A 23293-nucleotide genomic window follows, 5' to 3' on the forward strand; every position below is an offset into this window, starting at 1 on the left:
GCGCCGAAGAGTCGGTGCCGCGCGCGAAGGGGGATCGAGAGTTGCTCACGGCTAGTGCTTAGTGCCAGAGCACCGCGATGGCGATGTTTGCAAAGGTAAGCGCGCCGGCGGTCCACATGACGCCCGACGGCACCGGGTTCTTCTTGCGATTAAGCATGAGCAGCACCATGATCACGATGAGGAACAGCAGCTTCACCGTGAGCTTGATGCGGATGTCCATCGTCACGTCGTAGAGCGCCTCGTTGAGGCCGAACATGATGAGGCCCGTGAGTAGCGCAAGCCAGCCCGAGTGCAGCATGCCCGCGGGAATCGTGGCCTCGCCCTTGCCGATGGCCTTGATCTGCAGGAACCACCCGCCGAAGAGTCCCGCAACACCCACGAGGTGGAAGACGAGCAGGATGTCCTTAAGAATTTCCATGTCGCTATTCTACGAGTTGTCGAGCTGTTGGCGAGCGGCGAAAACCGTGGCCGATCAGGCGTCTTGTTCGTCCTCGATTGGGAGGTCGAGGTGGAGGAGGTGGCCCATTCGCTCGGCCTTTGTGCGCAGGTAGTGGTCGTTGACGGCGTTGCGGCCGACCTCGAGCGGCACGCGCTCGGCGACCTCGATGCCGTGCTCGGTGAGCGCGGCCTGCTTGAGCGGGTTGTTCGTGAGCAGCCGCACCCGCGTGATGGCGAGATCGCGCAGGATCGCGGCGGCGGCCGTGTAGTCGCGGGCGTCGGCAGGCAGGCCGAGGGCGAGATTCGCGTCGACGGTGTCGAGCCCCTCCCCCTGCAGGTGGTAGGCGCGGAGCTTGTTGACGAGGCCGATGCCGCGCCCCTCCTGCCCGCGCAGGTAGAGCACGACGCCGCCGTGCTCGGCCACAACATCCATCGCCGTGCGCAGCTGCGGGCCGCACTCGCACTTCATGGAACCGAAGGCCTCACCCGTGAGGCATTCCGAGTGCAGGCGCACGAGCGGCACATCGTCGCCCGGCACGTCGCCGATCAGGGCGAGGTGGTCGTCGCCGGTCTCGACATCGTGATACGCCCGAACGCGGAACGTACCGTGCACGGTGGGGAGGTGGGTCTCGACCTCGAAGTGAATATCGTCACTCACTTGCGGGTCACCAGATGCTCGACGCCGCGTGCGCGGTAGCCGATGCCCCACGCCGCGACGCGCCAGAACGCCTCGAGAATGATGTTGCTCGACATCTTCGAGGCGCCGTGGATGCGCTCAACGAAGGTGATCGGTACCTCGACGACGGGGAGACCCTTGCGCTCGTACATCCACGCCATCTCGATCTGGAAGCAGTAACCGGCGGCGCCGATGTTGCTCAGGTCGAAGGTCTTCAGTGTCGCGGCGCGGTAGCCGCGGAATCCTGCGGTGATGTCGTTGATGCGCGACTTGAGCCAGACCTTGCAGTAGATCGACGCGCCCCGCGAGAGCAGCTGGCGCAGCAGCGGCCAGTTCTCGGTAGCGCCGCCCGGCACCCAGCGCGAGCCGATCGCGAGCTCGGCGCCCGCATCCAGCTGCTCGATGAGCTCGGGCAGCTTCGCCGCCGGGTGTGAGCCGTCGGCGTCGAACTCGAACAGGTACTCGTAGCCGCGTTCCTGGCCCCAATCGAAACCCTGCAGGTACGCCGTTGCGAGGCCCAGCTTGCCGCTGCGGTGCAGCACGTGCACGCGGGTATCGCTCGCGGCCATCTGGTCGGCGATGTCGCCGGTGCCGTCGGGCGAGGCATCGTCGACGATGAGCAGGTCGATGCGGGGCGAGGCCCCGAGCACGCGCTCGGCGATCTCGGCGATGTTTTCGCACTCGTTGTAGGTGGGAATCACCACGAGCACATCGCCCCGCGTGGTCGTCGCCTCGGGCAAAGCGTGACGCGGGCCGTCGGTTTGGGATGCCATGGGCAAGTCGTCCTTCGTCGTTCGGCGCGGCCTAGAGGTCGGCACGCGTCGGGAAACCAATGCGCTCGTGCACGAGGTCGAGCGTCGCCGCCGCGCGCTCACGGGCGCGGTCGGCCCCCGAGCGAAGCAGGCGCGTGAGCTCGCCCCGGTCGTCGAGCAGCTCGGCCGTGCGAGTACGGATGGGTGTGAAGGTCGCGTCGACGACCTCGGCGAGGCCCTTCTTCAGGTCGCCGTAGCCGCGGCCCGCGTACTCGTTCGCGACGTCATCGAGCTCGCGGCCCGACAGCACCGCGAAGATCGTGAGCAGGTTCGAGACACCGGGCTTCGCCTCGGGGTCGTAGCGAATCTCGCCGTCGGCGTCGGTGACCGCGCGCATGACCTTCTTCGTCGTCACCTTCGCGTCGTCGAGGATCGACAGCAGGCCAGCCTCGCTCGGCGCCGACTTCGACATCTTCGCCGTCGGGTCTTGCAGGTCGTAGACCTTCGCGTTCGCCTTCGGAATGAAGCCCTCGGGAATCGTGAACGTCTCGCCGAAGCGCGAGTTGAAGCGCTCGGCGAGGTTACGGGTGAGCTCGATGTGCTGCTTCTGGTCGACGCCGACCGGCACCTGCTGCGTCTGGTAGAGCAGGATGTCGGCGGCCATGAGCACGGGGTAGGTGAACAGGCCCACCGTGGTCTTGTCGCTGCCGTAGCGCTGCGACTTGTCCTTGAACTGCGTCATGCGGCTCGCCTCGCCGAAGCCCGTCATGCAGCCGAGGATCCACGCGAGCTGCGCGTGCTCGGGCACGTCGGACTGCACGTAGAGGATCGACTTCTCGGGGTCGATGCCGGCCGCGATGTACTGCGCCGCGGTCGAGAGCGTGCGGGTGCGCAACTGCTCCGGGTCGATGCCCGAGGTGATCGCGTGCTGGTTCACCACGCAGAAGATCGCGTCGTACTCGTTCTGCAGCTTCACCCAGTTGGTGAGCGCGCCGACGTAGTTACCGAGGTGGAGCGAGTCGGCCGACGGCTGCATCCCGGAGTAGAGCACGGGCTGCGAGGTGGCAGGCTGAGTCATGAAGTTCTTGGTCCTTTCGAGCGCATCTGGCGATCGGCACCGCGTGGGGAGCAGGCCAGCTGCGCGAACGCGAGCGCGCTAGATGGCGTAATCGACGACGACGGGTGCGTGATCTGACCATCTCTGATCGTAGGCCGCCGCGCGGTCTACTGCGTAATTCTCCACAGTGGCGGCCAACTTCGGGGTGGCCGCCTGGTAGTCGATGCGCCAGCCGGAGTCGTTGTCGAAGGCCTGCCCGCGATTCGACCACCACGTGTAGGGGCCGGGCACCTCGCCCGCGAACGTGCGGCCGACGTCGACGTAGCCGAGGCCGGCGCCGACCGAGCCATCGACGCCCGTGACGTCCTCGCCCGTCGCCCCGAACATCCGGCTCAGGTAGCCGCGCTCGCGGGGGAGGAAGCCGGCGCGCTTGACGTTGCCCTTCCAGTTCTTAATGTCGAGCTCGGTGTGGCCGATGTTGAAATCACCCGTGACGACGACGAAGTCGCGCTCGGACGCGAGCTCGCTCATCCGCTCGGCCTGCGCCTCGAGGAAGCCCCACTTCGCCTGCTGCTTCGGGGTGTCGGCCTCGCCGGAGTGGGTGTAGCAGCTCACGACCGTGACGACGTGCTCGCCGTGCTGCACGTCGACCTCGAGCCAGCGGCCTGCCGAGTCGACGGCGTCGTCGCCGAGCTCGCGGCGCACGTCGACGGGCGCGTTGCGCGTGAGCACGGCAACGCCCGCGCGACCCTTCTGATTGCTCTCGTCGAGCGTGACGTGCCAGTGCGACGGGATAAGCGGCTGCGCCTGGTCGAGGGAGGCGCGCACCTCCTGCATCGTGAGGACGTCGGGCGTGCGTTCGGCGACCCAGTCGGCCATGCCCTTGCGGGCGGCGGCGCGGATTCCGTTCACGTTGACGGTGGCGATGCGAAGCGACATGCCCGCCATCCTATCGGCGCAGGGTGATGTCGTCCTCGTCGATGCCCTCGCGCTCGGCCTCCGCCTCGAGCGGGTCGTAGCCCATCCGCAGGGCCCGGATCTCGTTCTCTACCTCGACCTGCTCGTAGATGACCTGCTCGTAGCGGCGGCGCACCTTGCGGCGGCGCCAACGGGGGAGCTGCTCCATTTCGTGCTCGAGGCGCAGACGCGTGGTCGCGAGGCGGTCGCGGTGCGCCTCGAGCTCGGCCTCGTGCGTGACACGCTCCGCCTCCTCCAGCGTGAGGAGGCGCGGGGCCTGGCCTAGATCGTCCATCGTGACCTTAACCCAGGCCGCGGTGATGAGGAGCACCATGCAGAGGAAGTTGAAGAAGATGAGCACACCGAGGATTGTCGCGTAGGTCGCGATGAGCGGGTTCGAGGTCGCACCCCCGAGCAGCGCGCTACCGAGGTAGGTGAGGATGCCGATCGCAATGCCGCCGATGAGCGAGCCCGACCACAGTGTCTTGCCGGGGACGCGGATCTGCGCGAGCACTCGGAGCATACCGGCGACGACGGTGGTGTAGACCGCGAGCGTCACCGCCATACCGGCGAGCTGGATCAGGATGCCCGTGACGATGCCGAGGTCGAATCCCAGCACATCCCGCAGCAACCAGTTTGCGGCACCGCTACCGGCGGCGACGACACCGACGGCGAGGATGAGTATGAGGCCGCCGGCAACCATGAGGCCGAGGTCGATGAGGCGGGTGACCGCCATATTGCGCTCGGGCGCGGCGGGGAGATCGAACATCGCGCGGATCGCGAGGCGCGAGCCGTTGAGGAAGTTCATCGCCGTCCACAGCGTCGAGGCGAGGGCGATGATACCGGCGATGGTGAAGGAGCTGCCGGTGTCGAGCTCGAGGAGCTTGTCGGCCTTCACCACGCCGCCGTCGCCGGTGTCGATGAGGCCCGGCGCCATGTCGGCGAGCGAGCCGATGAGCGAGCCCAGCAGCTCCTCATTGTTGCCGAGCACGAGGCCGATCACCGAGAAGAAGACGAGGAGGGCCGCGAAGACCGAGAAGAGGGCCTGGTAGGCCATGCCGCTCGCGAGGGTGCCGCCGCGGCGCTCCGACCATTGCTTGATCGCGCGCATCGGGCGGGTCGCCTGCACCCACTTGACAAAGGCCTGGATGCGGTCGGCGAACGTCGCGTCGTCGGGGAGCTTCGGGAACGGCGGGAAGATGGTGACGCGGGCCATCGAGAGCTCGGTGGGCGCGTGGGTGGACGACTGCTTCGCCGTCGAGTGAGCGGCGGCAGCGTCGGGGCTAGACTTGGTCGACTTTGCTGAGGTCACACAGACACCTTACGCGGCGCGCCACTACGCTGACCTAATGCGCTCTGCCCGGAGCGCACGAACCGAGCCGAAAGGTTTGCACGATGGAGCTTCACGGTTTCGGAGTCGGGACTCGAATTGCGATCGGCAATGCCGTGCGCATGCCCGACCCACTGCCCATCCCCGAGGACGTCGCGTTCCGTGGCGACGTTGCTGCCGAGCAGGAGCGCGCGAAGGCCGCAATCAAGCTGACCCAGAGTCAGATCGCGTCGCGTGCGAGCGAAGCCGAGGGCTCGCTCAAGGAGGTGCTCGAGGCGCAGTCGATGATGGCCGCCGACCCCGCAATCGAGGGCCTCGTGACCGGGGCGATCGAGGCCGGCAAGACCGCCGAGCGCGCAGTCTACGAGTCGTTCCAGCAGTTCGCCGACACGCTCAAGGCGATGGGCGGCTACATGGCCGAGCGCGCGACCGACCTCGACGACGTGTCGCAGCGCATCCGGGCTCAGCTCGCGGGCGTGCCCGCGCCCGAGGTGCCGCAGCGCGACGAGCCGTTCATCCTCGTCGCCGTCGACCTCGCGCCCGCCGACACCGGCAAGCTCGACCTCGACAAGGTGCTCGCGTTCGTGACCCGCGACGGCTCGCCGAAGGCGCACACCGGCATCATCGCCGCCGAGAAGGGCCTGCCCGCGGTCGTCGCCGCGGCCGGTGCCGACGACATTCCCGACGGCGCCCTGCTCGTCGTCGATGCCGCGACGGGTCAGGTCATCGTCGGCCCGACGAAGCACCAGCTCGACGAGGCCCGCGCGAAGCAGCGCGAGCAGGACGAGATCGCGGCCGCCCCGATCTCCCCGGGCGCCCTCGCCGACGGCGAGCCCGTGCAGCTGCTCGCCAACGTCGGCAAGCCGGCCGACTCGCAGCCCGCCGTCGACCTCGGGGCCGAGGGCGTGGGCCTCTTCCGCACCGAGTTCCTGTTCCTCGACCGCACCACGCCGCCGACGAAGGACGAGCAGATCGAGGTCTACACTTCGCTGATGAAGCCGTTCGCGGGCAAGAAGGTCGTCGCGCGCGTGCTCGACGCGGGTGCCGACAAGCCGCTGTCGTTCCTCAACGACGCGGCCGAGGCGAACCCCGCGCTCGGCATGCGCGGCATCCGCATCCTGCGCGAGCGCGAGAACCTGCTGCGCGACCAGCTCGCAGCCCTCGCCGAGGCGCGCGACCGCTCGGGTGTCGAGCTCTGGGTGATGGCGCCGATGGTCGCGGATGCGGCCGACAGCGAGTACTTCACCGCACTCGGCCGCGAGTTCGGGCTCGAGGTCGTCGGCTCGATGATCGAGGTGCCGTCGGCCGCGATCCTCGCCGAGCAGGTGCTGCGCACGAGCGACTTCGTGTCGATCGGTACGAACGACCTCACCCAGTACACGCTCGCCGCCGACCGCGTGCTCGGCACCGTCGCGAACTTCCAGGACCCGTGGCACCCCGCAGTGCTGCGCCTCATCGCGGAGACCGGCCGCGCCGGCGCCGCCACCGGCAAGCCGGTCGGCGTCTGCGGTGAGGCCGCGGCCGACCCGCGCCTCGCCGTCGTGCTCGTCGGCCTCGGAGTGAAGAGCCTGTCGATGGCGCCGCCCGCGCTCGCGGCCGTGCGCGTGCAGCTGCAGAAGTTCACGCAAGAGCAGGCCAACCAGGTTGCCCAGCGCGTGCTCGCTGCCGCTTCTGGAGATGAGGCTCGCGAGCTGTTCGACGCGTACGTCGCCGAGCAGGCGTAGGTAGCGCATCCGGAGAATTCCCCGGTTCGTGGGGTCGGAGTGCGGTTGGGTGCTCCGGGCCTGCGAGGCGGGGAATTCTGCGTTCTGGGCGTCCCCGTGCCCTTGATGCGGCCGTTCCATGACGGCGGAGCGTGGTTCCGCGGTGCGATTGGGGCCCTCCTTGCAGGTAGGGAGGTGCTCGACGGACTGCGACAGGGACTGCGAGTGTAGCTGCAACTGCGCCGGATTGCCGCGGAATGGCCCTAGGGTTGCGGTTTCGCCTCGGCATGACCGTATAAGCGCATGCCGAGGCAGTGACTGCAACCCGTTGGAGCTCAAGGGTTGCGTTTGCGCCTCGGGATGACCTAGGTAGCGCATCCCGTGGTGGTGGCCGCAACCCGTTGCCCGCTCGGGGAGGGCGTCCCGTAACGAGACGCGCTCCCGGGCAGGCGTACCCTGGCGAAGTGGATGCTGAGCTCGCGTCGTGGCTGCCGGTCACCCTAACGACCCTGGTGCTGCTCACGGTCGCCGCCTTCGGCGCTGGCTGGATCGACGCGGTCGTGGGCGGCGGCGGGCTGATCCAGCTGCCGGCGCTCGTCATCGGGTTGCCCCAGAACCTCCCGAGCCCCTACGTGCTCGGCACGAACAAGCTCGCGGCGTTCATGGGGACGTTCAGCGCGAGCCTCGTCTACCTCCGCCGGCTCCGCACGCAGCTCATCGTGATCCTGCCACTCGTCATCGGGGCCTACTCGGGCTCGACCGGGGGAGCGTGGTTCTCGCGGTTCCTGCCGCGCGAGATCCTCACCCCGGTCGTGCTCGTCGCGGTCGTCGGCATCGGCGTGTACATCCTCGTCAAGCCGCGCCTCGGCATCACGCACGAGCCGCGCCACGAAGGCTCCGCCATGGGCTGGCGCGCCGGCGTCATCGGCCTGTGCGTCGGCTTCTACGACGGCCTGCTCGGCCCGGGGACCGGTTCGTTCTTCGTGATCCTCATGGTCGCCGTGCTCGGCTTCGGGTTCCTCGAGGCGAGCGTCAACGCGAAGATCGCGAACGTCGTCACGAACATCGCCGCGATCGTGCTCTACGGCCTCCACGGCGAGGTCGTCTGGGTGCTCGGCCTCATCATGGGCACCGCGAACATCCTCGGCGCGGTCATCGGCGCGCGTATGGCCGTGCGCCGCGGCTCCGAGTTCGTGCGCAAGATCTTCGTCGTCGCCATCTCGATCCTCGCGCTCAAGCTTGCGTGGGACACTGTCGACATGTTCTGGCTCTAGCGACCCAGCGCCGGCCGCAGGCAGGAAAACGAAACCGGGGCGCGCATCCGAAGAAGGATGCACGCCCCGGCTTCGAGCCTCGGCTCGCCTCGGGCTACGGGCGGCCGCGCAGCACGGCCTGCTTCACCTCGGCGATGGCCTTGGTGACCTCGATGCCACGGGGGCACGCGTCGGTGCAGTTGAAGGTGGTGCGGCAGCGCCACACGCCCTCCTGGTCGTTGAGGATGTCGAGACGGGTCGCCGCAGCCTCGTCACGCGAGTCGAAGATGAAGCGGTGCGCGTTCACGATCGCGGCGGGGCCGAAGTACTGGCCGTCGGTCCAGAACACCGGGCACGAGGTCGTGCACGCGGCGCAGAGGATGCACTTGGTCGTGTCGTCGAACACGGCGCGGTCCTCGATCGACTGGATGCGCTCCTTCTCGGGCTTGTCCGAAGCCTGCAGGAAGGGCTGCACCTCCTTGAACGCCTCGAAGAAGGGGTCCATGTCGACGATGAGGTCGCGCTCGAGCGGCAGCCCCTTGATGGCCTCGACGTACACCGGCTTGGTGATGTCGAGGTCCTTGATCAGCGTCTTGCACGCGAGGCGGTTGCGGCCGTTGATGCGCATGGCGTCGGAGCCACACACACCGTGCGCACACGAGCGGCGGAACGCGAGGGTCGTGTCCTGCTCCCACTTGATCTGATGGAGGGCGTCGAGGATGCGGTTGGTCGAGTACATGTCGACGATGAACGACTGCCAGTACGGCTCCTGGTCGGTCTCCGAGCTGTAGCGACGCACGACAATCTCGACCTTGAAGGGCTTCTCCGGCTCTTCGACCTGCGGCGCGGCGGTGTCAACCTGCGATTCAGTCATTGCGATGATCTCCCTTCAAATTCCTAGTACTTGCGTTCCTGCGGCACGTAGTGCGTCATGCGCACCGGCTTCTGCCCCAGGGTGATGTGGTCGGCCGGGTCGGCCGAAGTACGGTCACCGGTGAGGTAGGCCATCGTGTGGTGCATCCAGTTTTCGTCGTCGCGCTTCGGGAAGTCGTCGCGCATGTGGCCACCGCGCGATTCCTTGCGGTTGCGCGCCGTGTAGGTGACGACCTCGGCGAGGTCGAGGAGGAAGCCGAGCTCGATGGCTTCGAGCAGTTCGGTGTTGAAGCGGTGGCCCTTGTCGTGCACGTGCACGTTGCGGTAGCGCTCGCGCAGCTGGTGGACGACCTTGGTCGCTTCCTCGAGGGTCTCTTCGGTGCGGAACACCTGGACGTTGGTGTCCATGGTCTCCTGCAGCTCCTTGCGGATCTCGGCGACCGATTCGGTGTGCTGGTCGGCGCCAGTCGCGCGGAGGTCGGCGACGAGGCCGCGCACGAAGGCATCGGGGTCGGCGGGGAGCTCGACGTAGTCGGCGGTCTTCGCGTACTTCACGGCAGAGCGGCCGGCGCGCTTACCGAACACGTTGATGTCGAGGAGCGAGTTGGTGCCGAGGCGGTTCGAGCCGTGCACCGAGACGCACGCACACTCGCCGGCCGCATAGAGGCCGGGCACGATGTCCTCGTTGTCGTTCGCGAGCACCTCGGAGTCGTTGTTCGTCGGGATGCCACCCATGGCGTAGTGCGCCGTGGGGTAGACGGGAACGGGCTCGGTCACTGGGTCGACACCGAGGTAGGTGCGGGCGAACTCGGTGATGTCGGGGAGCTTCGTCTCGAGCACCTCGGCACCGAGGTGGGTGCAGTCGAGGTAGACGTAGTCCTTGTTCGGGCCGGCACCGCGGCCGTCGAGCACTTCCTGCACCATCGAGCGGGCCACGATGTCTCGCGGCGCCAAGTCCTTAATGGTCGGGGCGTAGCGCTCCATGAAGCGCTCACCCGAGTCGTTACGCAGGATCGCACCCTCACCACGCGCACCCTCGGTGAGGAGGATACCGAGGCCGGCGAGGCCGGTCGGGTGGAACTGGAAGAACTCCATGTCTTCGAGCGGCAGGCCGTTGCGCCAGATGATGCCGACGCCGTCACCCGTGAGGGTGTGCGCGTTCGACGTGGTCTTGAAGACCTTGCCAAAGCCACCGGTCGCGAAGATGAACGACTTGCCCTGGAACACGTGCAGGTGGCCGGTCTTGAGTTCGTACGCGATGACCGCGGCGGGGCGCTTCACACCGTCGACCTCGACGAATGACACGTCGAGTGCGTAGTACTCGTTGAAGAAACGGATGTTGTGCTTGACGCAGTTCTGGTAGAGCGTCTGGAGAATCATGTGGCCGGTGCGGTCGGCGGCGTAGCAGGCGCGGCGCACGGGCGCCTTGCCGTGCTCGCGCGTGTGACCGCCGAAGCGACGCTGGTCGATCTTGCCTTCGGGCGTGCGGTTGAAGGGCAGTCCCATGTTCTCGAGGTCGAGGACGGCCTCGATGGCCTCCTTCGCAAGGATCTCGGCCGAGTCCTGGTCAACCAGGTAGTCGCCACCCTTGACGGTGTCGTAGGTGTGCCACTCCCAGTTGTCGTCCTCGACGTTCGCGAGGGCGGCAGCCATGCCACCCTGCGCCGCGCCGGTGTGCGAGCGGGTCGGGTAGAGCTTGGTGACGACGTCGATGACCGCACCGGTGCCGGCCTGCTCGGCCGCCTCGATGGCGGCGCGCATGCCCGCGCCACCGGCGCCGACGATCACGATCTCGTTGCGGTGGAAGTGGACGGTGACGCCGTCCACAACCTTGGTGGTGTCCTTCAGCTGTTCAGCAGCCATGATGTTCGAAAAGTTCCTTCGTTCTACGCGTTCGAGAGCGGGGGTTCAGCGGCGCGCTATGCGGCGCAGACCGACACCGACCCGGCGCCGTGGATGCAGGGGTTCACGCCGAAGGCGATGAGCACGATGATGCCGAGGATGATCTCGACGGCGCAGGCGATCCACAGCGTGGTGATGAGCGCCTTGCGGGGGCCCGGCTTGTAGACGTAGTCGTTCACGATGGTGCGAAGACCGTTGGTGCCATGGATCATCGCGAGCACGAGCAGGAGGCCGTCCCAGATGAGCCAGAACGAGAACTGGAACTTCTCGGCGACAACGAACTGGTAGTCAATCTGGTGCACACCGTCGCCTGCGATGAGGTTCGAGTAGAGGTGCACGAAAACGAGGATGATGAGCAGCACGCCCGAGACGCGCATGAAGACCCAGCCGGTGCGCTCGAGGTTACCGGAGCTCTTCTTGCGCTCGGAGAGCGGGGTGCGAGGGTATTCGACAGTTTCGATAGTCATGATGCGTCCCCCTTAGTGACCGAACACGTGCGACAGGTGCATGATCGCGAACGGGATCATGACGACGAACCAGATAACAATGACTCCCCAGAACATTCCGCGCTGGATGCGGGTGCCGCCGGGGAGGAAGTCGATGAGGATGATGCGCAGGCCGTTGAAGGCGTGGTAGGTGATCGCACCCACGAGACCGAGCTCGCCAATACCCATGATCGGGTTCTTGTACGCACCGATCACGGTGTTGTACACCTCGGGGCTCACCAGCAGGAGCGCGCTGTCGAGCACGTGCACCAGCAGGAAGAAGAAGATGGCGACACCGGTGATGCGGTGGAGCACCCACGACCACATGCCCTCGTTGCCCCGATAAAGGCGACCGCCAAGGGCGCTCTTTTTCGGTGCGGTGGCAGTGGCGGGGGTGCCGGTCGAGGATGATGACACGGAACTACCCTTCTCTTGATCTAGGCCGGCGGCGCTACGTCGCCCGGCGTGTGAGTGGCGCAGGGCACCACGTGACGTGATCTTGCGTTTTTGCACAACTCACACGTGATGTCAGGTTACCCCGTTTTGAGGCAACCTTCAGCGAGGAGCGCTATTAGGTGGGCCTTACTCGAGGCTGAATGCGGCAGCCGTCTTGGCCGCTCCAATCACGTCGCCGTAGTGGCCGAGCAGCTCATCGCAGATGCCCTCCCAGGAACGGTCGAGCACGCGCCGGCGGCCGGCCTCGCCCATCCGCGCCCGGAGCATCCGGTCGCCGACAAGCCGCTCGACGTAGGCGCGCATCGAATCAACGCCGCCAGAGAACGCGGGGTCGAAGAGATAGCCGTCGTCACCGTGGGTAACAAGGTCGACCGGGCCGCCAGCGAGGGGCGCGACTACGGGCAGGCCTGCGGCATGCGCCTCCTGCAGCGTCTGGCCGAAGGTCTCCTCGGTGCCGGTGTGCACGAACACGTCGAAGCTCGCGTAGGCGAGCGAGAGGTCGCGGCCGCTGCGCCGACCAAGGTAGGTGACCGGCATGCCGCGCAGGGCGGCGCGCACCGACGCGTCGCTCGGGCCCTCGCCGACGATAGCGAGGTGGATGCCGGGGATGCCGCGCAGCTGTGCGAGCCGCTCAACCTGCTTCTCGGGCGCGAGCCGGCCGACGTAGCCGACGACGACCTTGTCGGGGCCGGCGATGCTCGCGCGGAGCTCGTCGGCGTCGGGTGCGAGCCGGTGGTTCGGGTGATAGGCCTCGAGGTCGACGCCCCGGCCCCAGGTCGTCACTCGCTCGAAGCGGTTGCGCTCAAGGTCGCGAATCGAGTGCGTCGACGGCGCGAGCGTGACGTCGGCCAGCGAGTGCACGCTGCGCAGGAACATCCACGTGACCTCGCGCATCGCGCCGAGGCGGTTGCGCTCGGTATAGCCGGCGACGTCGGTCTGGAAGATCGCGACGGTCGGGATGCCGCGGCGCCGGGCAGTCGCGAGCGCGTTCCACCCGAGCATGAAGGGGGATGCGGCGTGCACGACATCGGGGTTGAAGTCGCGCAGCAGCTGGTCGACCTGGAGGCTCGGGAGGCCGACCGGGAACTCGCGGAGGTTCACCGTCGTGACTTCATGCACCGGGAAGCCTGCGTATTCGGCCGGCGCACCGGCCTTCGGGCAGATGACGATCGCCTCGTGACCCCGCAGCCGCAGGTGCTCGAGCACCTTGCGCACGCTGTTCGTGACGCCGTTCAGCGTCGGCAGGAAGCTTTCGGTGACCACTGCGACTCGCATGATGTATCGACCGTAGGAGCCGCCAGTAGCCGTGGGTTGAACCTCAGGCGAACTTCGGGACGAGATTGGGTAGCGGGGACGTATCCGCCGTGAACCTTGAGCCCTTGCGCACTACAGTCGTGCGCATGCCCAATAACTTGGACCACTTCTATGCGGTGATTCCGGCAGGTGGCGTGGGGTCTCGATTGTGGCCGCTGAGTCGTGCGGACCGCCCGAAATTCCTGCGCGACATTGCCGGCACCGGCACCTCGCTGCTTCGCTCGACCTGGGAGCGCCTCGCCCCCCTCACCGGCGACGAGCGCATCTACGTCGTGACGGGCGCTGCCCACGGCGAGGAGGTGCAGCACCAGCTGCCCGAGCTGTTGCAGCAAAACGTGATTCTCGAGACCGAGGGGCGCGACTCGAGCGCCGCCGTCGGCCTTGCCGCAGCGATCATCGAGCGTCGCCACCCCGGCGCCGTCATCGGCTCGTTCGCCGCCGACCACCTCATCTCGGCCGACACGCGCTTCCGCCGCGCGGTCGTCGAGGCCGTGCGCGCCGCGAACGAGGGGCTCATCGTGACCATCGGCATTCAACCGATCGAGCCGTCGACGGCGTTCGGCTACATCCGCGCCGGCGAACCGCTCGAGATTCTCGGCGCGCCCTCGGCCCGCCAGGTCGACGCCTTCATCGAGAAGCCGAAGGCCGCAACCGCGCGCCGCTACCTCACCTCGGGCGAGTACCTCTGGAACGCCGGGATGTTCATCGCGCGCGCGAGCCGCCTGCTCGCCGAGCTCGAAGAGAATGCCCCCGAGCTGGCCGCGGGCATTCAGGAGATCGCCGAAGCGTGGGATTCCCCCGCGCGCGACGAGGTTGTCGCCCGGGTCTGGCCGACGCTCGACAAGATCGCGATCGACTACACCGTCGCAGAGCCCGCCGCGAAGAAGGGTGGCCTCGCGGTCATCCCGGGTTTCTTTGGCTGGGACGATGTCGGGGACTTCGCCGCGGTTTCGCGCGTGCACGAGGGCGTCAGCAACTGCGACGAGGGGGTCAGCGCGATCGGCTCGCCTGACCGCGTCATTGCCTACGAGTCGAGCGGGCTCGTGATTTCGGAGACCGATCGCGTCATCGCGATCGCCGGCCTGCAAGATGTCGTGCTCATCGATACGGCGGATGCGCTGCTCGTCACGACGCGCAAGAACGCCCAGCAGGTGAAGCAGGTCGTCTCACTGATTAAGGAGTCCGAACACCCCGAGGTGTTGTAGCGACCTGACAGCCGTGCACGGCAGGCGTAGCCAAATTGTTAGGGCGCGCGACACTAGTCGCCGCGGCTGTGAGAAAAATCAACATAGACTCAACTCAAGGTGAACATTCCGCACGGCTGCGGAACTACTTGAGGAGAACCAATGGGTATGTCTCGCAAGAAGGCTGTCGGCGCGCTCAGCGTCGCGTCGATCAGTATGCTCGCGCTCGCGGCGTGTGGCGCTCCGCCCGCGGAGACCGAGTCGACCGGCGCCGCAGGGGCTGACAACAGCGACTTCCTCGCGTGCATGGTGTCGGATGAGGGTGGTTTCGACGACCGCTCGTTCAACCAACTCGCGCACGAGGGCCTCGAAATGGCCGTCGAGCAGCTTGGCATCTCGTCGGCTGAGGCACAGTCGAGCTCGCCCGACGACTTCGCGCCGAACCTTTCGGCCATGGTCGACCAGAGCTGCGACCTGATTATTCCCGTCGGCTTCAACCTCGCCGACGCGACCCAGGCGGCGGCCGACGCGAACCCCGAGACCAACTTCGCGATTGTCGACGTCGACTACCTGAGCGCCGACAACCTGCTGCAGCTCAACTACGACACCGCGCAGGCCGCGTTCCTCGCGGGCTACGCGGCCGCGGGCCAGTCCGAAAGCGGCAAGGTCGCCACCTTCGGCGGCGCCCAGATCCCCTCGGTCACCATCTTCATGGACGGCTTCGCCGACGGCGTTGACTACTACAACGAAGAGAAGGGCGCCGACGTCGAGGTGCTCGGCTGGGACGTTGAGGGCCAGAACGGTGAGTTCGTCGGCAACTTCAGCGACCAGACCAAGGCGAACCAGATCACCGAGGGCTTCCTCGCCCAGGGCGCCGACATCATCCTGCCGGTTGGTGGCCCGCTCTACCAGGGTGCCGCTGAGGCGATCCGCGCCGACGGCGACAACGCGCTGCTGCTCGGCGTTGACAGCGACCTTCGCGAGAAGGAGCCGGACTACGCAGACCTCATCTTCGTCTCGATCGAGAAGGGTCTCGACGTGACGGTCTACGAGGCGATCGAAAGCGCGGTCGAGGGTAACTTCGCCGGCGGCACCACCTACACCGGCACGCTCGAGAACGAGGGCGTTGGCATCTCGGACTTCGGCGACTTCGAGTCGGAGCTGCCGGACGGCATGCTCGACGAGCTCGACACGATCCGCCAGGGCATCATCGACGGCACGATCGAGGTCGAGTCGCCTTCGTCGCCCGCGGTCTCCGAGTAACCGTCCCCTCGCGCTGACGCGCGACCCGCATGTGATTTGAGCCCGGTCAAGCCCTGAGTAGCTCGGCCGGGCTCAAATCGCGCCGGTGGCCCGTTAGGCTTCCTGCAGAACCCCACCCGTTGGTTGGAGAAGGTCTCGTATGAAACTCGAACTCCGCGGTATTACGAAGCGCTTTGGCAACTTCACCGCAAACGACAGCATCGACCTCACTGTTGAGGAGGGGGAGATCCACGCGCTGCTCGGCGAGAACGGCGCGGGCAAGTCGACCCTGATGAACGTGCTCTACGGGCTCTACACGCCCGAAGAAGGTGAAATCCTCCTCGATGGCGAGGTCCAAAACTTCTCCGGGCCTGGCGACGCGATGCGCGCCGGCATCGGAATGGTGCACCAGCACTTCATGCTCATTCCCGTCTTCACGGTGGCCGAGAACCTCATGCTCGGCCACGAGCCCACGAAGGGCGCGGGCATCCTCGACCTCCAGGCGGCGCGCGACCGCGTGAACGAGATCTCCGAGCGCTTCGGGTTCCGCATCGACCCCGACTCGGTCGTCGAAGAGCTCTCGGTGGGGCAGCAGCAGCGCGTCGAGATCATCAAGGCCCTGTCGCAGGAAGCGAAGGTGCTCGTGCTTGACGAGCCCACCGCCGTGCTCACGCCGCAGGAGACCGACGAGCTCATGCGCATCATGGACGAGCTGCGCCAGCAGGGCACCTCGATCGTCTTCATCTCGCACAAGCTACGCGAGGTGCGCCACGTGAGCGACCGCATCACGGTCATCCGCCGCGGCAAGGTTGTCGGCACCGCCGAACCAACGGCCTCGAACGAGGAGCTCGCGACGCTCATGGTCGGCCACGACGTATCGCTAACGGTGCAGAAGGATGCGCCGAAGCTCGGCTCCGCGTCGTTCCAGGTGCGCGACCTAACCGTCTTCAGCCCGACGGGCCAGCGGCTCGTGGATGGGCTCAGCTTCGAAATCCGTGAGGGCGAGATTCTCGTCGTCGCCGGCGTGCAGGGCAACGGCCAGACGGAGCTCACCGAGGCGATCCTCGGCCTCCAGCCGAAGACCGACGGCTCGATCACGCTCAACGGCAAAGAGGTGCTCGGCCTCAGCGTCAAGCAGGCGCTCAACACCGGCATCGGCTTCGTGCCGGAGGACCGCACCGTCGACGGCATCGTCGGCGAGTTCACGATCGCCGAGAACCTGATTCTCGACGAGTTCGACCGCAAGCCGTTCTCGAAAGGCATCGCGCTCGACCTCGCCGCCATCCACGAGAACGCCGAGCAGAAGGTCGAGTCGTTCGATGTGCGCACGCCGTCGACCGAGACGGCCGTCGGCCGGCTCTCGGGCGGTAACCAGCAGAAGGTCGTGCTCGCGCGCGAACTCGGGCGACAGCTCGAGCTGTTCATCGCATCCCAGCCCACCCGCGGCCTCGACGTCGGCTCGATCGAGTTCGTGCACGACCAGATCGTGGCGACGCGCGACTCGGGCATCCCGGTGCTCATCGTGTCGACCGAGCTCGACGAGGTTGTGCAGCTCGCCGACCGAATCATGGTGATGTACGACGGCCGCTCGATGGGCATCGTCTCGGCCGACACCTCGCGCGAAACACTTGGACAGATGATGGCAGGTATTCCCCATGGCGAATGACACGAAACTCACGCCCGACGTCGACCAGCCGCCGGTCGACAAGGTGCGCACCGGCTCCACGAATGCGCTCGCCGACGAGCCCTGGCGCGGCGTCTGGCGCGACATCCTCGGCGGCTCGTTCGCCCGCTCGTTCATCGCGATCGTCATCGCCCTCTTCATTGGTCTGCTCATCGCGGTCTTCACCGACCCCGATGTACAGGGCACGCTCGGCTACGTGTTCGCCGCGCCGCAGCACTTCTTCCAGGCCGCCGGCACGCTCATCGGCGACGCCGTGCAGGCGCTCATCAACGGCGCCATCTACAACCCGAAGCGCGGGTTCCTGCCGCTGCTGACGACGCTGCAGTGGGCGACCCCGCTCATCGCCGCCGGTCTCGGCCTCGGCATCGCGTTCCGGGCCGGCCTCTTCAACATTGGTGGTCAGGGACAGCTGCTCGTTGGCGCGTTCTTCGCCGCCTACGTCGGCTCGAACTGGGCGCTGCCCCCGGTGCTCCACCTCGTCGTCACGATCATCATCGCGATCCTCGCCGCCTCGATGTGGGCCGCGATCGTCGGCTGGCTCAAGGCACAGACGGGCGCGCACGAGGTGATCCTCACGATCATGTTCAACTGGATCGCCTACTGGGGCGTCACCTATCTGCTCAAGCAGCAGCCGTTCCAGGCCGAGAACGCGCCGGGCTACTCGAAGAGCAAAGCGATTCTCGAGACCGCCCGCTTCCCCGAGATCGCGGGAGTGTTCGGCACCGGCGTCGTCGTCGTGATTCTCGCGGCCGTCGCGTACTGGTGGATCATGGATCGCTCGACAATCGGCTTCCAGATTCGTGCCGTCGGGATCAACCCGAACGCCGCGAAGACCGCCGGCATCAACGTGAAGCTCGTCACCGTACTCACAATGGCCCTCTCGGGCGGGTTCATCGGCATCGCTGCCGCGACGCAGACGCTCGAGGTGCACCCGACCGGCATCGAGCCGTCGGTGGATGCGGGCATCGGCTTCGACGCGATCACGGTCGCGCTGCTCGGTGGCAACAACCCGATCGGCATCATCTTCGCCGCGCTGCTGTTCGGTGCGCTCAAAGCCGGTGCCGTCTCGATGGAGGTCAGCGCCGGTGTCCCGAAGGACATCATCCCGGTGATCCAGGGCCTCATCGTGCTCTTCGTCGCCGCCCCGAAGTTCCTCGGCTTCCTGCCGAAGCCCACGGGCATCCAACTCGCCGACCGGCTGTCGGCTCGCAAGCAGGGTTCGGAGGCGTAACCATGACGAACGACCAGCTCACCCGCGCCGAGGCGGCCCCCGCCGGCGGCGAGACCCTCGCGCCTCGCAAACTCAAGACCCCGATCTTGCTCGCGGTCTTCTCACTCATCTCGCTGCTCGCCTTCGTGTTCACCGTTGGCGACCAGTCGACGCAGATCGACATCAGCAACCGCGGCGGCGCGATTCAGCTCGACCCGCTCGTGTTCCCGACGATGCTCACGAACGCCGTGCTCACGGTTGCGATGGTCGCGCTCACCGTCTTCGCGGTCCTGCGCTCGCTCGCGCGCCAAAAGGTGCCGATGTCGGTCACCGCCGTGTTCGCGGCGCTCTGGGCGATCGCGCTCATCATCTGGGTAGGCGCCGGCGCGAACGTGCCGCTCGCCTGGCTGCTCACCGGCACACTCGCGCTGTCGACCCCGATCGTGTTCGGTTCGATGGCGGGCCTCGTCGCCGAGCGCTCGGGCGTCGTGAACATTGCCATCGAGGGTCAGCTGCTCTCGGGCGCGTTCGCCTCGGCGCTCGTCGCGAGCCTCACGAACAACTGGATCGCCGGCCTCGTCGCCGCGATCGTCGCCGGCGTGCTCATCTCGGCCATCCTCGCGCTGTTCTCGATCACGTACTGGGTCGAGCAGGTCGTTGTCGGTGTCGTGATCAACATGATCGTGCTCGGCCTCACCGACTTCCTATACTCGGGCCTCATGTCGAGCGACCCGCAGCGCTACAACAGCCCAGACCGCTACCCGACCTGGTCCATCCCGGGCCTGAGCGAAATTCCGGTGCTCGGTCCGCTGCTGTTCTCGAACACGATCGTCGTCTACGCGCTGTTCCTGCTCGTGCCGTTCATGGTCTTCATGCTCTTCAACTCGAAGTGGGGCATCCGCACCCGCGCGGTCGGCGAGCATCCCAAGGCCGCCGACACCGTCGGCATCAACGTCAATGCGACCCGCTGGCGCAACGTGCTGCTCTCGGGTGCGATCGCCGGCTTCGGCGGCTCGTACTACACGCTCGGCCTGGTGGGCGCCTTCGGTTCCGAGGTCACGAGTGGTCAGGGGTATATCGCACTCGCGGCGCTCATCTTCGGCCGCTGGCATCCGGTGTACGCGACGCTCGCGGCGATCCTCTTCGGCTTCGCCTCGAACTTCCGCACCCTCGCCTCGCAGGTGGGCGCTGATCTGCCCACCGAGCTCATGGCGATGGTGCCCTACATCGTCACCGTGTTCGCCGTCGTCGGCTTCGTGGGTCAGTCCCGCGCGCCCGCTGCGAGCGGCACTCCCTACATCACGCAGGGCCGGTAGCTCGTGAACGACCGGATGCGCGCCGTGGTCGATATCGACTGGGAGACGCTTCGCGCCGCCGCGCGAGAGGTGCAGGCGCACGCGTACGTGCCGTACTCGAAGTTTCGGGTCGGCGCGGCCGCGCTCGTCGACGACGGTCGCATCGTCACGGGCTGCAACGTCGAGAACGCGAGCTACGGCGTGGGCCTCTGCGCCGAGTGCGGCCTCGTGTCGGAGCTCGCGCGCACCGGCGGCGGGCAGCTCATCGCCTTTACCTGCTGCGACGGCAACGGCGAGCGGCTCATGCCGTGCGGCCGGTGTCGGCAACTGCTCAACGAGTTCGCCGCACCGGGGTGTCTCTTCGACACCATCGCCGGTATCACCGACATCGAGGGCATCCTGCCCATGGCCTTCGGGCCTCGCAACCTGAACGACTTTGACGACCGAGGCGAGCCCGCCTAGTACCGACCCGGTCGCCCGCATCGAGGAGGAAAATTGGCTGAGCAGTTTGACGCGATCGAGCTCATTCGACGCAAGCGCGACGGGGGCGCCCTGAGCGGCGACGAGATTCGCTGGTTGATCGCCCGCTACACCGACGGCTTCGTCGGCGACGAGCAGATGGCGGCCATGACGATGGCGATCTTCCTCAACGGTATGGAGCGCGAGGAGATCCTCAACCTCACGAACGCGATGATCGCGTCGGGCGAGCGCCTCGACTTCTCGAAGCTGTCGAAGCCGACCACCGACAAGCACTCGACCGGTGGCGTTGGCGACAAGATCACGCTGCCGCTCATGCCACTGGTCGCCTCGTTCGGCGCGGCCGTGCCGCAGCTGTCGGGCCGCGGGCTCGGCCACACCGGTGGCACGCTCGACAAGCTCGAGTCGATTCCCGGCTGGCGCGCGGAGCTGACGAACGACGAGCTCTTCCGGCAACTCGAGGAAGTCGGCGGCGTCGTGTGTGCGGCCGGAGCCGAACTCGCGCCGGCCGACAAGAAGCTCTATGCGTTGCGCGACATCACGGGCACGGTCGAGGCGATTCCGCTCATCGCGTCGTCGATCATGTCGAAGAAGATCGCCGAGGGCACGGGCGCGCTCGTGCTCGACGTGAAGTTCGGCTCGGGCGCGTTCATGCGCGAGCGCGAGCGGGCACGCGAGCTCGCCGAGACGATGGTGCGCCTCGGCACCGATGCGGGCGTCAACGTGTCGGCGTTGCTCACCGACATGAACACGCCGCTCGGCCTCACGATCGGCAACGCGAACGAGGTGCGCGAGTCGATCGAGGTGCTCGCCGGCGGCGGCCCCGCCGACGTCGTCGAACTCACGGTCGCGCTCGCGCAGGAGATGCTCGAGCTCGCGGGTATCCGCGATGTTGACGTTGCGGCGCACCTGCGCGGTGGCCAGGCGATGGATGTCTGGCGCAAGTTTGTCGTGGCGCAGGGCGGCGACCCGGATGCGGCGGTGCCGACCCCGCGCGAGTCGCACGAGGTGCGGGCCGAGCGCGATGGCGTGGTCACCCGCCAGGATGCGTTCCAGTTCGGCCTGGCCGCGTGGCGCCTCGGTGCGGGACGCGCGCGCAAGCACGACCCGGTTGTGCACGCCGCCGGCATCGACCTCGCCGTAAAGCCCGGCGACGCGGTGCGCCGCGGCGACCTGCTGTGGACCCTCCACGCCGACGACGCGTCGCGCTTCGACCGCGCCCTCGATGCGCTCGATGGCGCGTGGGCCCTCGGCGACGCGGCACCCGAGCCCGCACCGCTCATCGTCGACCGTATCCGCTGAGTTTCGGCGTGCGAGCCGATTGCTGGTCGGGCTGGTCGGTCTAGTCGGTGTGTGTGCTGCGGTCGCGCGCCCGCCACGCGACCAGTGTCGTCCAGAGGGCGAAGGCCTCATCTGGTTGGTCGAGCTGGACACCCCAGTCGCGAAGCGCCTGCTGAACTCGGTAGCGCACGGTGTTTTCGTGCACGTGCAGGTGGGCGGCCGCACCCGCCGGCCCGCCCTGCTCGAACCAGGCGAGCATCGTGTCGCGCCGCTCACGCTGGCGCCTGCCGTCGGCCATCGTGACCGCCGGATGCTGCAGGTACGGGTACGTTGCAAACAGCTGCCCGAGATGGTCGGCGATGAGTGAGGCACGGACGTCGTCGCTACTCTTGACCGGTTGAGTGCCCTCGTGAGGCGTGCGGAGAATCGCGTCGAGTTCTTCTCGCGCGGCGACGAAGCCCACCCCTGCAGTGGTGGGGCAGGCGATGGCGGCGCGAATTTCTTGCGTGAAGGACCGTGCGGCGGCACGGATCGTGGCGGTCAGCGCATCCCTGATCCGAGACTCGGTGGCGCCCGTGACCGCGACGTAGCAGGCGCCGTTCGTGAGCGCCGCAGCGACGACCGAGAGTCGTGCCTGCAACTGTCGCTCTGCGAAGGCCTGCAGCTGTCGCTCGTCTCCTGGGCTGGCTGCCTCGCCGGCGAACCGCAGTGAAATTAGGCGCACCTCGGAGGTGGGCGCGAGCGACAGCGCAACGAGATCGCCGCTCGTCGGCGGGATCTCGAGCATCCGGCCGAGCGCGGCGTCACGACGCCGCGCCTCCGCGTCGCTCACTCGCCACGCCGCGAGCAGGTGCGCCGCGGCCGATTGCGCGCCCCGCTCGAGCGCATCGCGTTTCTCCTCGGAGAGCGGAACGTCGGTCCCGCCGTCAGGGTCGATGGCCCAGATGCTGCCGAGCTGCATGCTGCCGGCCCGCACTGCAATCGCGGCGCGGGGCAGTTCGTGCGCGTCGAACTGCGGGAACTGCACGGGGCCGTCGGTGAACTGCACCTGCCGGTACTGCTCGTGGTTGCGGATGGCATGCGGCACCTGGCGGGTACGGATGCCGACGCTGCGCGTCTCGTCGATGATTTGGTGTTCCACGGTCGAATAGGCCAGCAGCGTTCTGGCATGGTTCTCAACGGCGACTGAACCGCCGAAGACCTCCGCGATGGAATCCGCGATCGCGAAGAGGTAATCGGACTGCAGCAGCGACGCCGTGATGCTCGGTGACGTCTCGCCGATCGTGAGGTCAACGACCGCCTCGAACTCTCGCCAGGTGATGTGGTCATCGAGGCGAAGAAGCGCAACGCCACGCCCCGTCTGCGCGCACGCGGCGAGTACTTGTTGCGGTGGTTCGCCGCCCTGAATCACCACGCCCGCGGCCCCGCGCTTCGCGGCCAACTCGACGAGGCCGCGTATCGCTTGCTGCCGGAGCGCACGCCACGAAGGGACGAGCACGAGAAGCCCCTCGGCAACGCGCTCGGGGGCCGCATCGTCGTAGAACTCGACCCCAACAATGGCCGGCAGCTCCGCATCCGGGAGGAAAAGTGCCGAGGCGAGCGGTGCGGCATCTTCAAGCAGCGCGGCAACGGTCGACCCCTGTGGCGAAGAATTTGTGGATACCGACAGGCGCATTTCATAAGCCTATGGGATCCACCAAAAATTGCGGTGGTTGGCATTCGTA

At 67.2% G+C, this 23293-nt stretch carries 21 protein-coding genes; 9 read left to right on the forward strand and 12 right to left on the reverse strand.

Annotation, left to right across the window (positions count from 1 at the left end; translation table 11 throughout):
* Window positions 1–58: 58 nt before the first annotated feature.
* The 6 genes from QM019_RS02800 to QM019_RS02825 form a co-directional block, all read right to left on the reverse strand.
* Window positions 59–418, reverse strand: a complete 360-nt coding sequence (locus tag QM019_RS02800) for a hypothetical protein (protein WP_125106845.1) — start codon at window positions 416–418, stop codon at window positions 59–61.
* A gap of 54 nt (window positions 419–472) precedes the next feature.
* Window positions 473–1096, reverse strand: coding sequence for a GTP cyclohydrolase II (gene ribA / locus QM019_RS02805; protein ID WP_345961012.1), 624 nt, complete (start codon window positions 1094–1096; stop codon window positions 473–475).
* Window positions 1093–1887: a polyprenol monophosphomannose synthase gene (locus tag QM019_RS02810; RefSeq protein WP_282851781.1), complete on the reverse strand. Its 795-nt coding sequence runs from the start codon at window positions 1885–1887 to the stop codon at window positions 1093–1095. The genes ribA and QM019_RS02810 overlap by 4 nt, the downstream gene beginning before the upstream one ends.
* A 31-nt stretch (window positions 1888–1918) precedes the next feature.
* Complete coding sequence (gene trpS, locus QM019_RS02815) at window positions 1919–2944, reverse strand: tryptophan--tRNA ligase (protein WP_193127553.1); 1026 nt, start codon at window positions 2942–2944, stop codon at window positions 1919–1921.
* A 78-nt stretch (window positions 2945–3022) separates the two neighbouring features.
* Complete coding sequence (locus QM019_RS02820; RefSeq protein ID WP_282851782.1) at window positions 3023–3862, reverse strand: exodeoxyribonuclease III; 840 nt, start codon at window positions 3860–3862, stop codon at window positions 3023–3025.
* 10 nt (window positions 3863–3872) lie between these two features.
* Window positions 3873–5192 (reverse strand): YihY/virulence factor BrkB family protein, encoded by a 1320-nt coding sequence (locus QM019_RS02825; RefSeq protein WP_282851783.1) that lies wholly within the window; start codon window positions 5190–5192, stop codon window positions 3873–3875.
* An 83-nt stretch (window positions 5193–5275) separates the two neighbouring features.
* Here QM019_RS02825 and ptsP point away from each other — a divergent pair, with 83 nt between their 5' ends.
* Both ptsP and QM019_RS02835 read left to right on the forward strand, forming a co-directional pair.
* Window positions 5276–6934 (forward strand): phosphoenolpyruvate--protein phosphotransferase, encoded by a 1659-nt coding sequence (gene ptsP, locus QM019_RS02830; protein WP_282851784.1) that lies wholly within the window; start codon window positions 5276–5278, stop codon window positions 6932–6934.
* A 443-nt stretch (window positions 6935–7377) separates the two neighbouring features.
* Complete coding sequence (locus QM019_RS02835; RefSeq protein ID WP_125106852.1) at window positions 7378–8187, forward strand: TSUP family transporter; 810 nt, start codon at window positions 7378–7380, stop codon at window positions 8185–8187.
* A gap of 94 nt (window positions 8188–8281) precedes the next feature.
* Here the strand turns inward: QM019_RS02835 and QM019_RS02840 are convergent, their stop codons facing one another.
* The 5 genes from QM019_RS02840 to QM019_RS02860 all read right to left on the reverse strand — a co-directional run bounded on the left by QM019_RS02840 (window position 8282) and on the right by QM019_RS02860 (window position 13157).
* The gene (locus tag QM019_RS02840; RefSeq protein ID WP_282851785.1) at window positions 8282–9040 is read right to left on the reverse strand and encodes a succinate dehydrogenase iron-sulfur subunit; all 759 of its coding nucleotides are present in this window, start codon (window positions 9038–9040) and stop codon (window positions 8282–8284) included.
* 23 nt (window positions 9041–9063) lie between these two features.
* Window positions 9064–10902, reverse strand: coding sequence for a succinate dehydrogenase flavoprotein subunit (gene sdhA / locus QM019_RS02845; RefSeq protein WP_282851786.1), 1839 nt, complete (start codon window positions 10900–10902; stop codon window positions 9064–9066).
* Window positions 10903–10958: 56 nt separating this feature from the next.
* On the reverse strand, window positions 10959–11408 hold the full coding sequence (locus QM019_RS02850; RefSeq protein ID WP_193127558.1) for a succinate dehydrogenase hydrophobic membrane anchor subunit: 450 nt from the start codon (window positions 11406–11408) through the stop codon (window positions 10959–10961).
* Between the two features lie 12 nt (window positions 11409–11420).
* A complete protein-coding gene (gene sdhC, locus QM019_RS02855) occupies window positions 11421–11843 on the reverse strand; it encodes a succinate dehydrogenase, cytochrome b556 subunit (protein ID WP_282851787.1) in 423 nt (140 codons plus the stop codon).
* A 165-nt stretch (window positions 11844–12008) separates the two neighbouring features.
* Window positions 12009–13157, reverse strand: coding sequence for a glycosyltransferase family 4 protein (locus tag QM019_RS02860; protein WP_282851788.1), 1149 nt, complete (start codon window positions 13155–13157; stop codon window positions 12009–12011).
* Between the two features lie 125 nt (window positions 13158–13282).
* Here QM019_RS02860 and QM019_RS02865 point away from each other — a divergent pair, with 125 nt between their 5' ends.
* From QM019_RS02865 to QM019_RS02895, 7 genes are all read left to right on the forward strand, one after another.
* Window positions 13283–14401, forward strand: coding sequence for a mannose-1-phosphate guanylyltransferase (locus QM019_RS02865; RefSeq protein ID WP_282825318.1), 1119 nt, complete (start codon window positions 13283–13285; stop codon window positions 14399–14401).
* Window positions 14402–14542: 141 nt separating this feature from the next.
* Window positions 14543–15643 carry a BMP family lipoprotein gene (locus QM019_RS02870; protein WP_282825317.1) on the forward strand — a complete coding sequence of 367 codons (1101 nt, stop codon included), beginning with the start codon at window positions 14543–14545 and terminating at the stop codon, window positions 15641–15643.
* 139 nt (window positions 15644–15782) lie between these two features.
* Complete coding sequence (locus QM019_RS02875) at window positions 15783–17288, forward strand: ABC transporter ATP-binding protein (RefSeq protein ID WP_282851789.1); 1506 nt, start codon at window positions 15783–15785, stop codon at window positions 17286–17288.
* Entirely contained in the window at window positions 17278–18537 is a 1260-nt protein-coding gene (locus tag QM019_RS02880) for an ABC transporter permease (protein WP_282851790.1), read from the forward strand. The genes QM019_RS02875 and QM019_RS02880 overlap by 11 nt, the downstream gene beginning before the upstream one ends.
* A 2-nt stretch (window positions 18538–18539) precedes the next feature.
* Complete coding sequence (locus QM019_RS02885; protein ID WP_282851791.1) at window positions 18540–19832, forward strand: ABC transporter permease; 1293 nt, start codon at window positions 18540–18542, stop codon at window positions 19830–19832.
* Window positions 19833–19847: 15 nt separating this feature from the next.
* The gene (locus QM019_RS02890; protein ID WP_125106863.1) at window positions 19848–20273 is read left to right on the forward strand and encodes a cytidine deaminase; all 426 of its coding nucleotides are present in this window, start codon (window positions 19848–19850) and stop codon (window positions 20271–20273) included.
* Window positions 20274–20306: 33 nt separating this feature from the next.
* On the forward strand, window positions 20307–21590 hold the full coding sequence (locus QM019_RS02895) for a thymidine phosphorylase (protein WP_282851792.1): 1284 nt from the start codon (window positions 20307–20309) through the stop codon (window positions 21588–21590).
* A gap of 40 nt (window positions 21591–21630) precedes the next feature.
* On the opposite strand, the gene QM019_RS02900 is transcribed toward QM019_RS02895, so the two are convergent.
* Window positions 21631–23244 (reverse strand): helix-turn-helix domain-containing protein, encoded by a 1614-nt coding sequence (locus QM019_RS02900; protein ID WP_282851793.1) that lies wholly within the window; start codon window positions 23242–23244, stop codon window positions 21631–21633.
* Between the last annotated feature and the right edge of the window lie 49 nt (window positions 23245–23293).

It is taken from the genome of Gulosibacter sediminis, from assembly GCF_030011715.1.
Classification (GTDB): domain Bacteria; phylum Actinomycetota; class Actinomycetes; order Actinomycetales; family Microbacteriaceae; genus Gulosibacter; species Gulosibacter sediminis.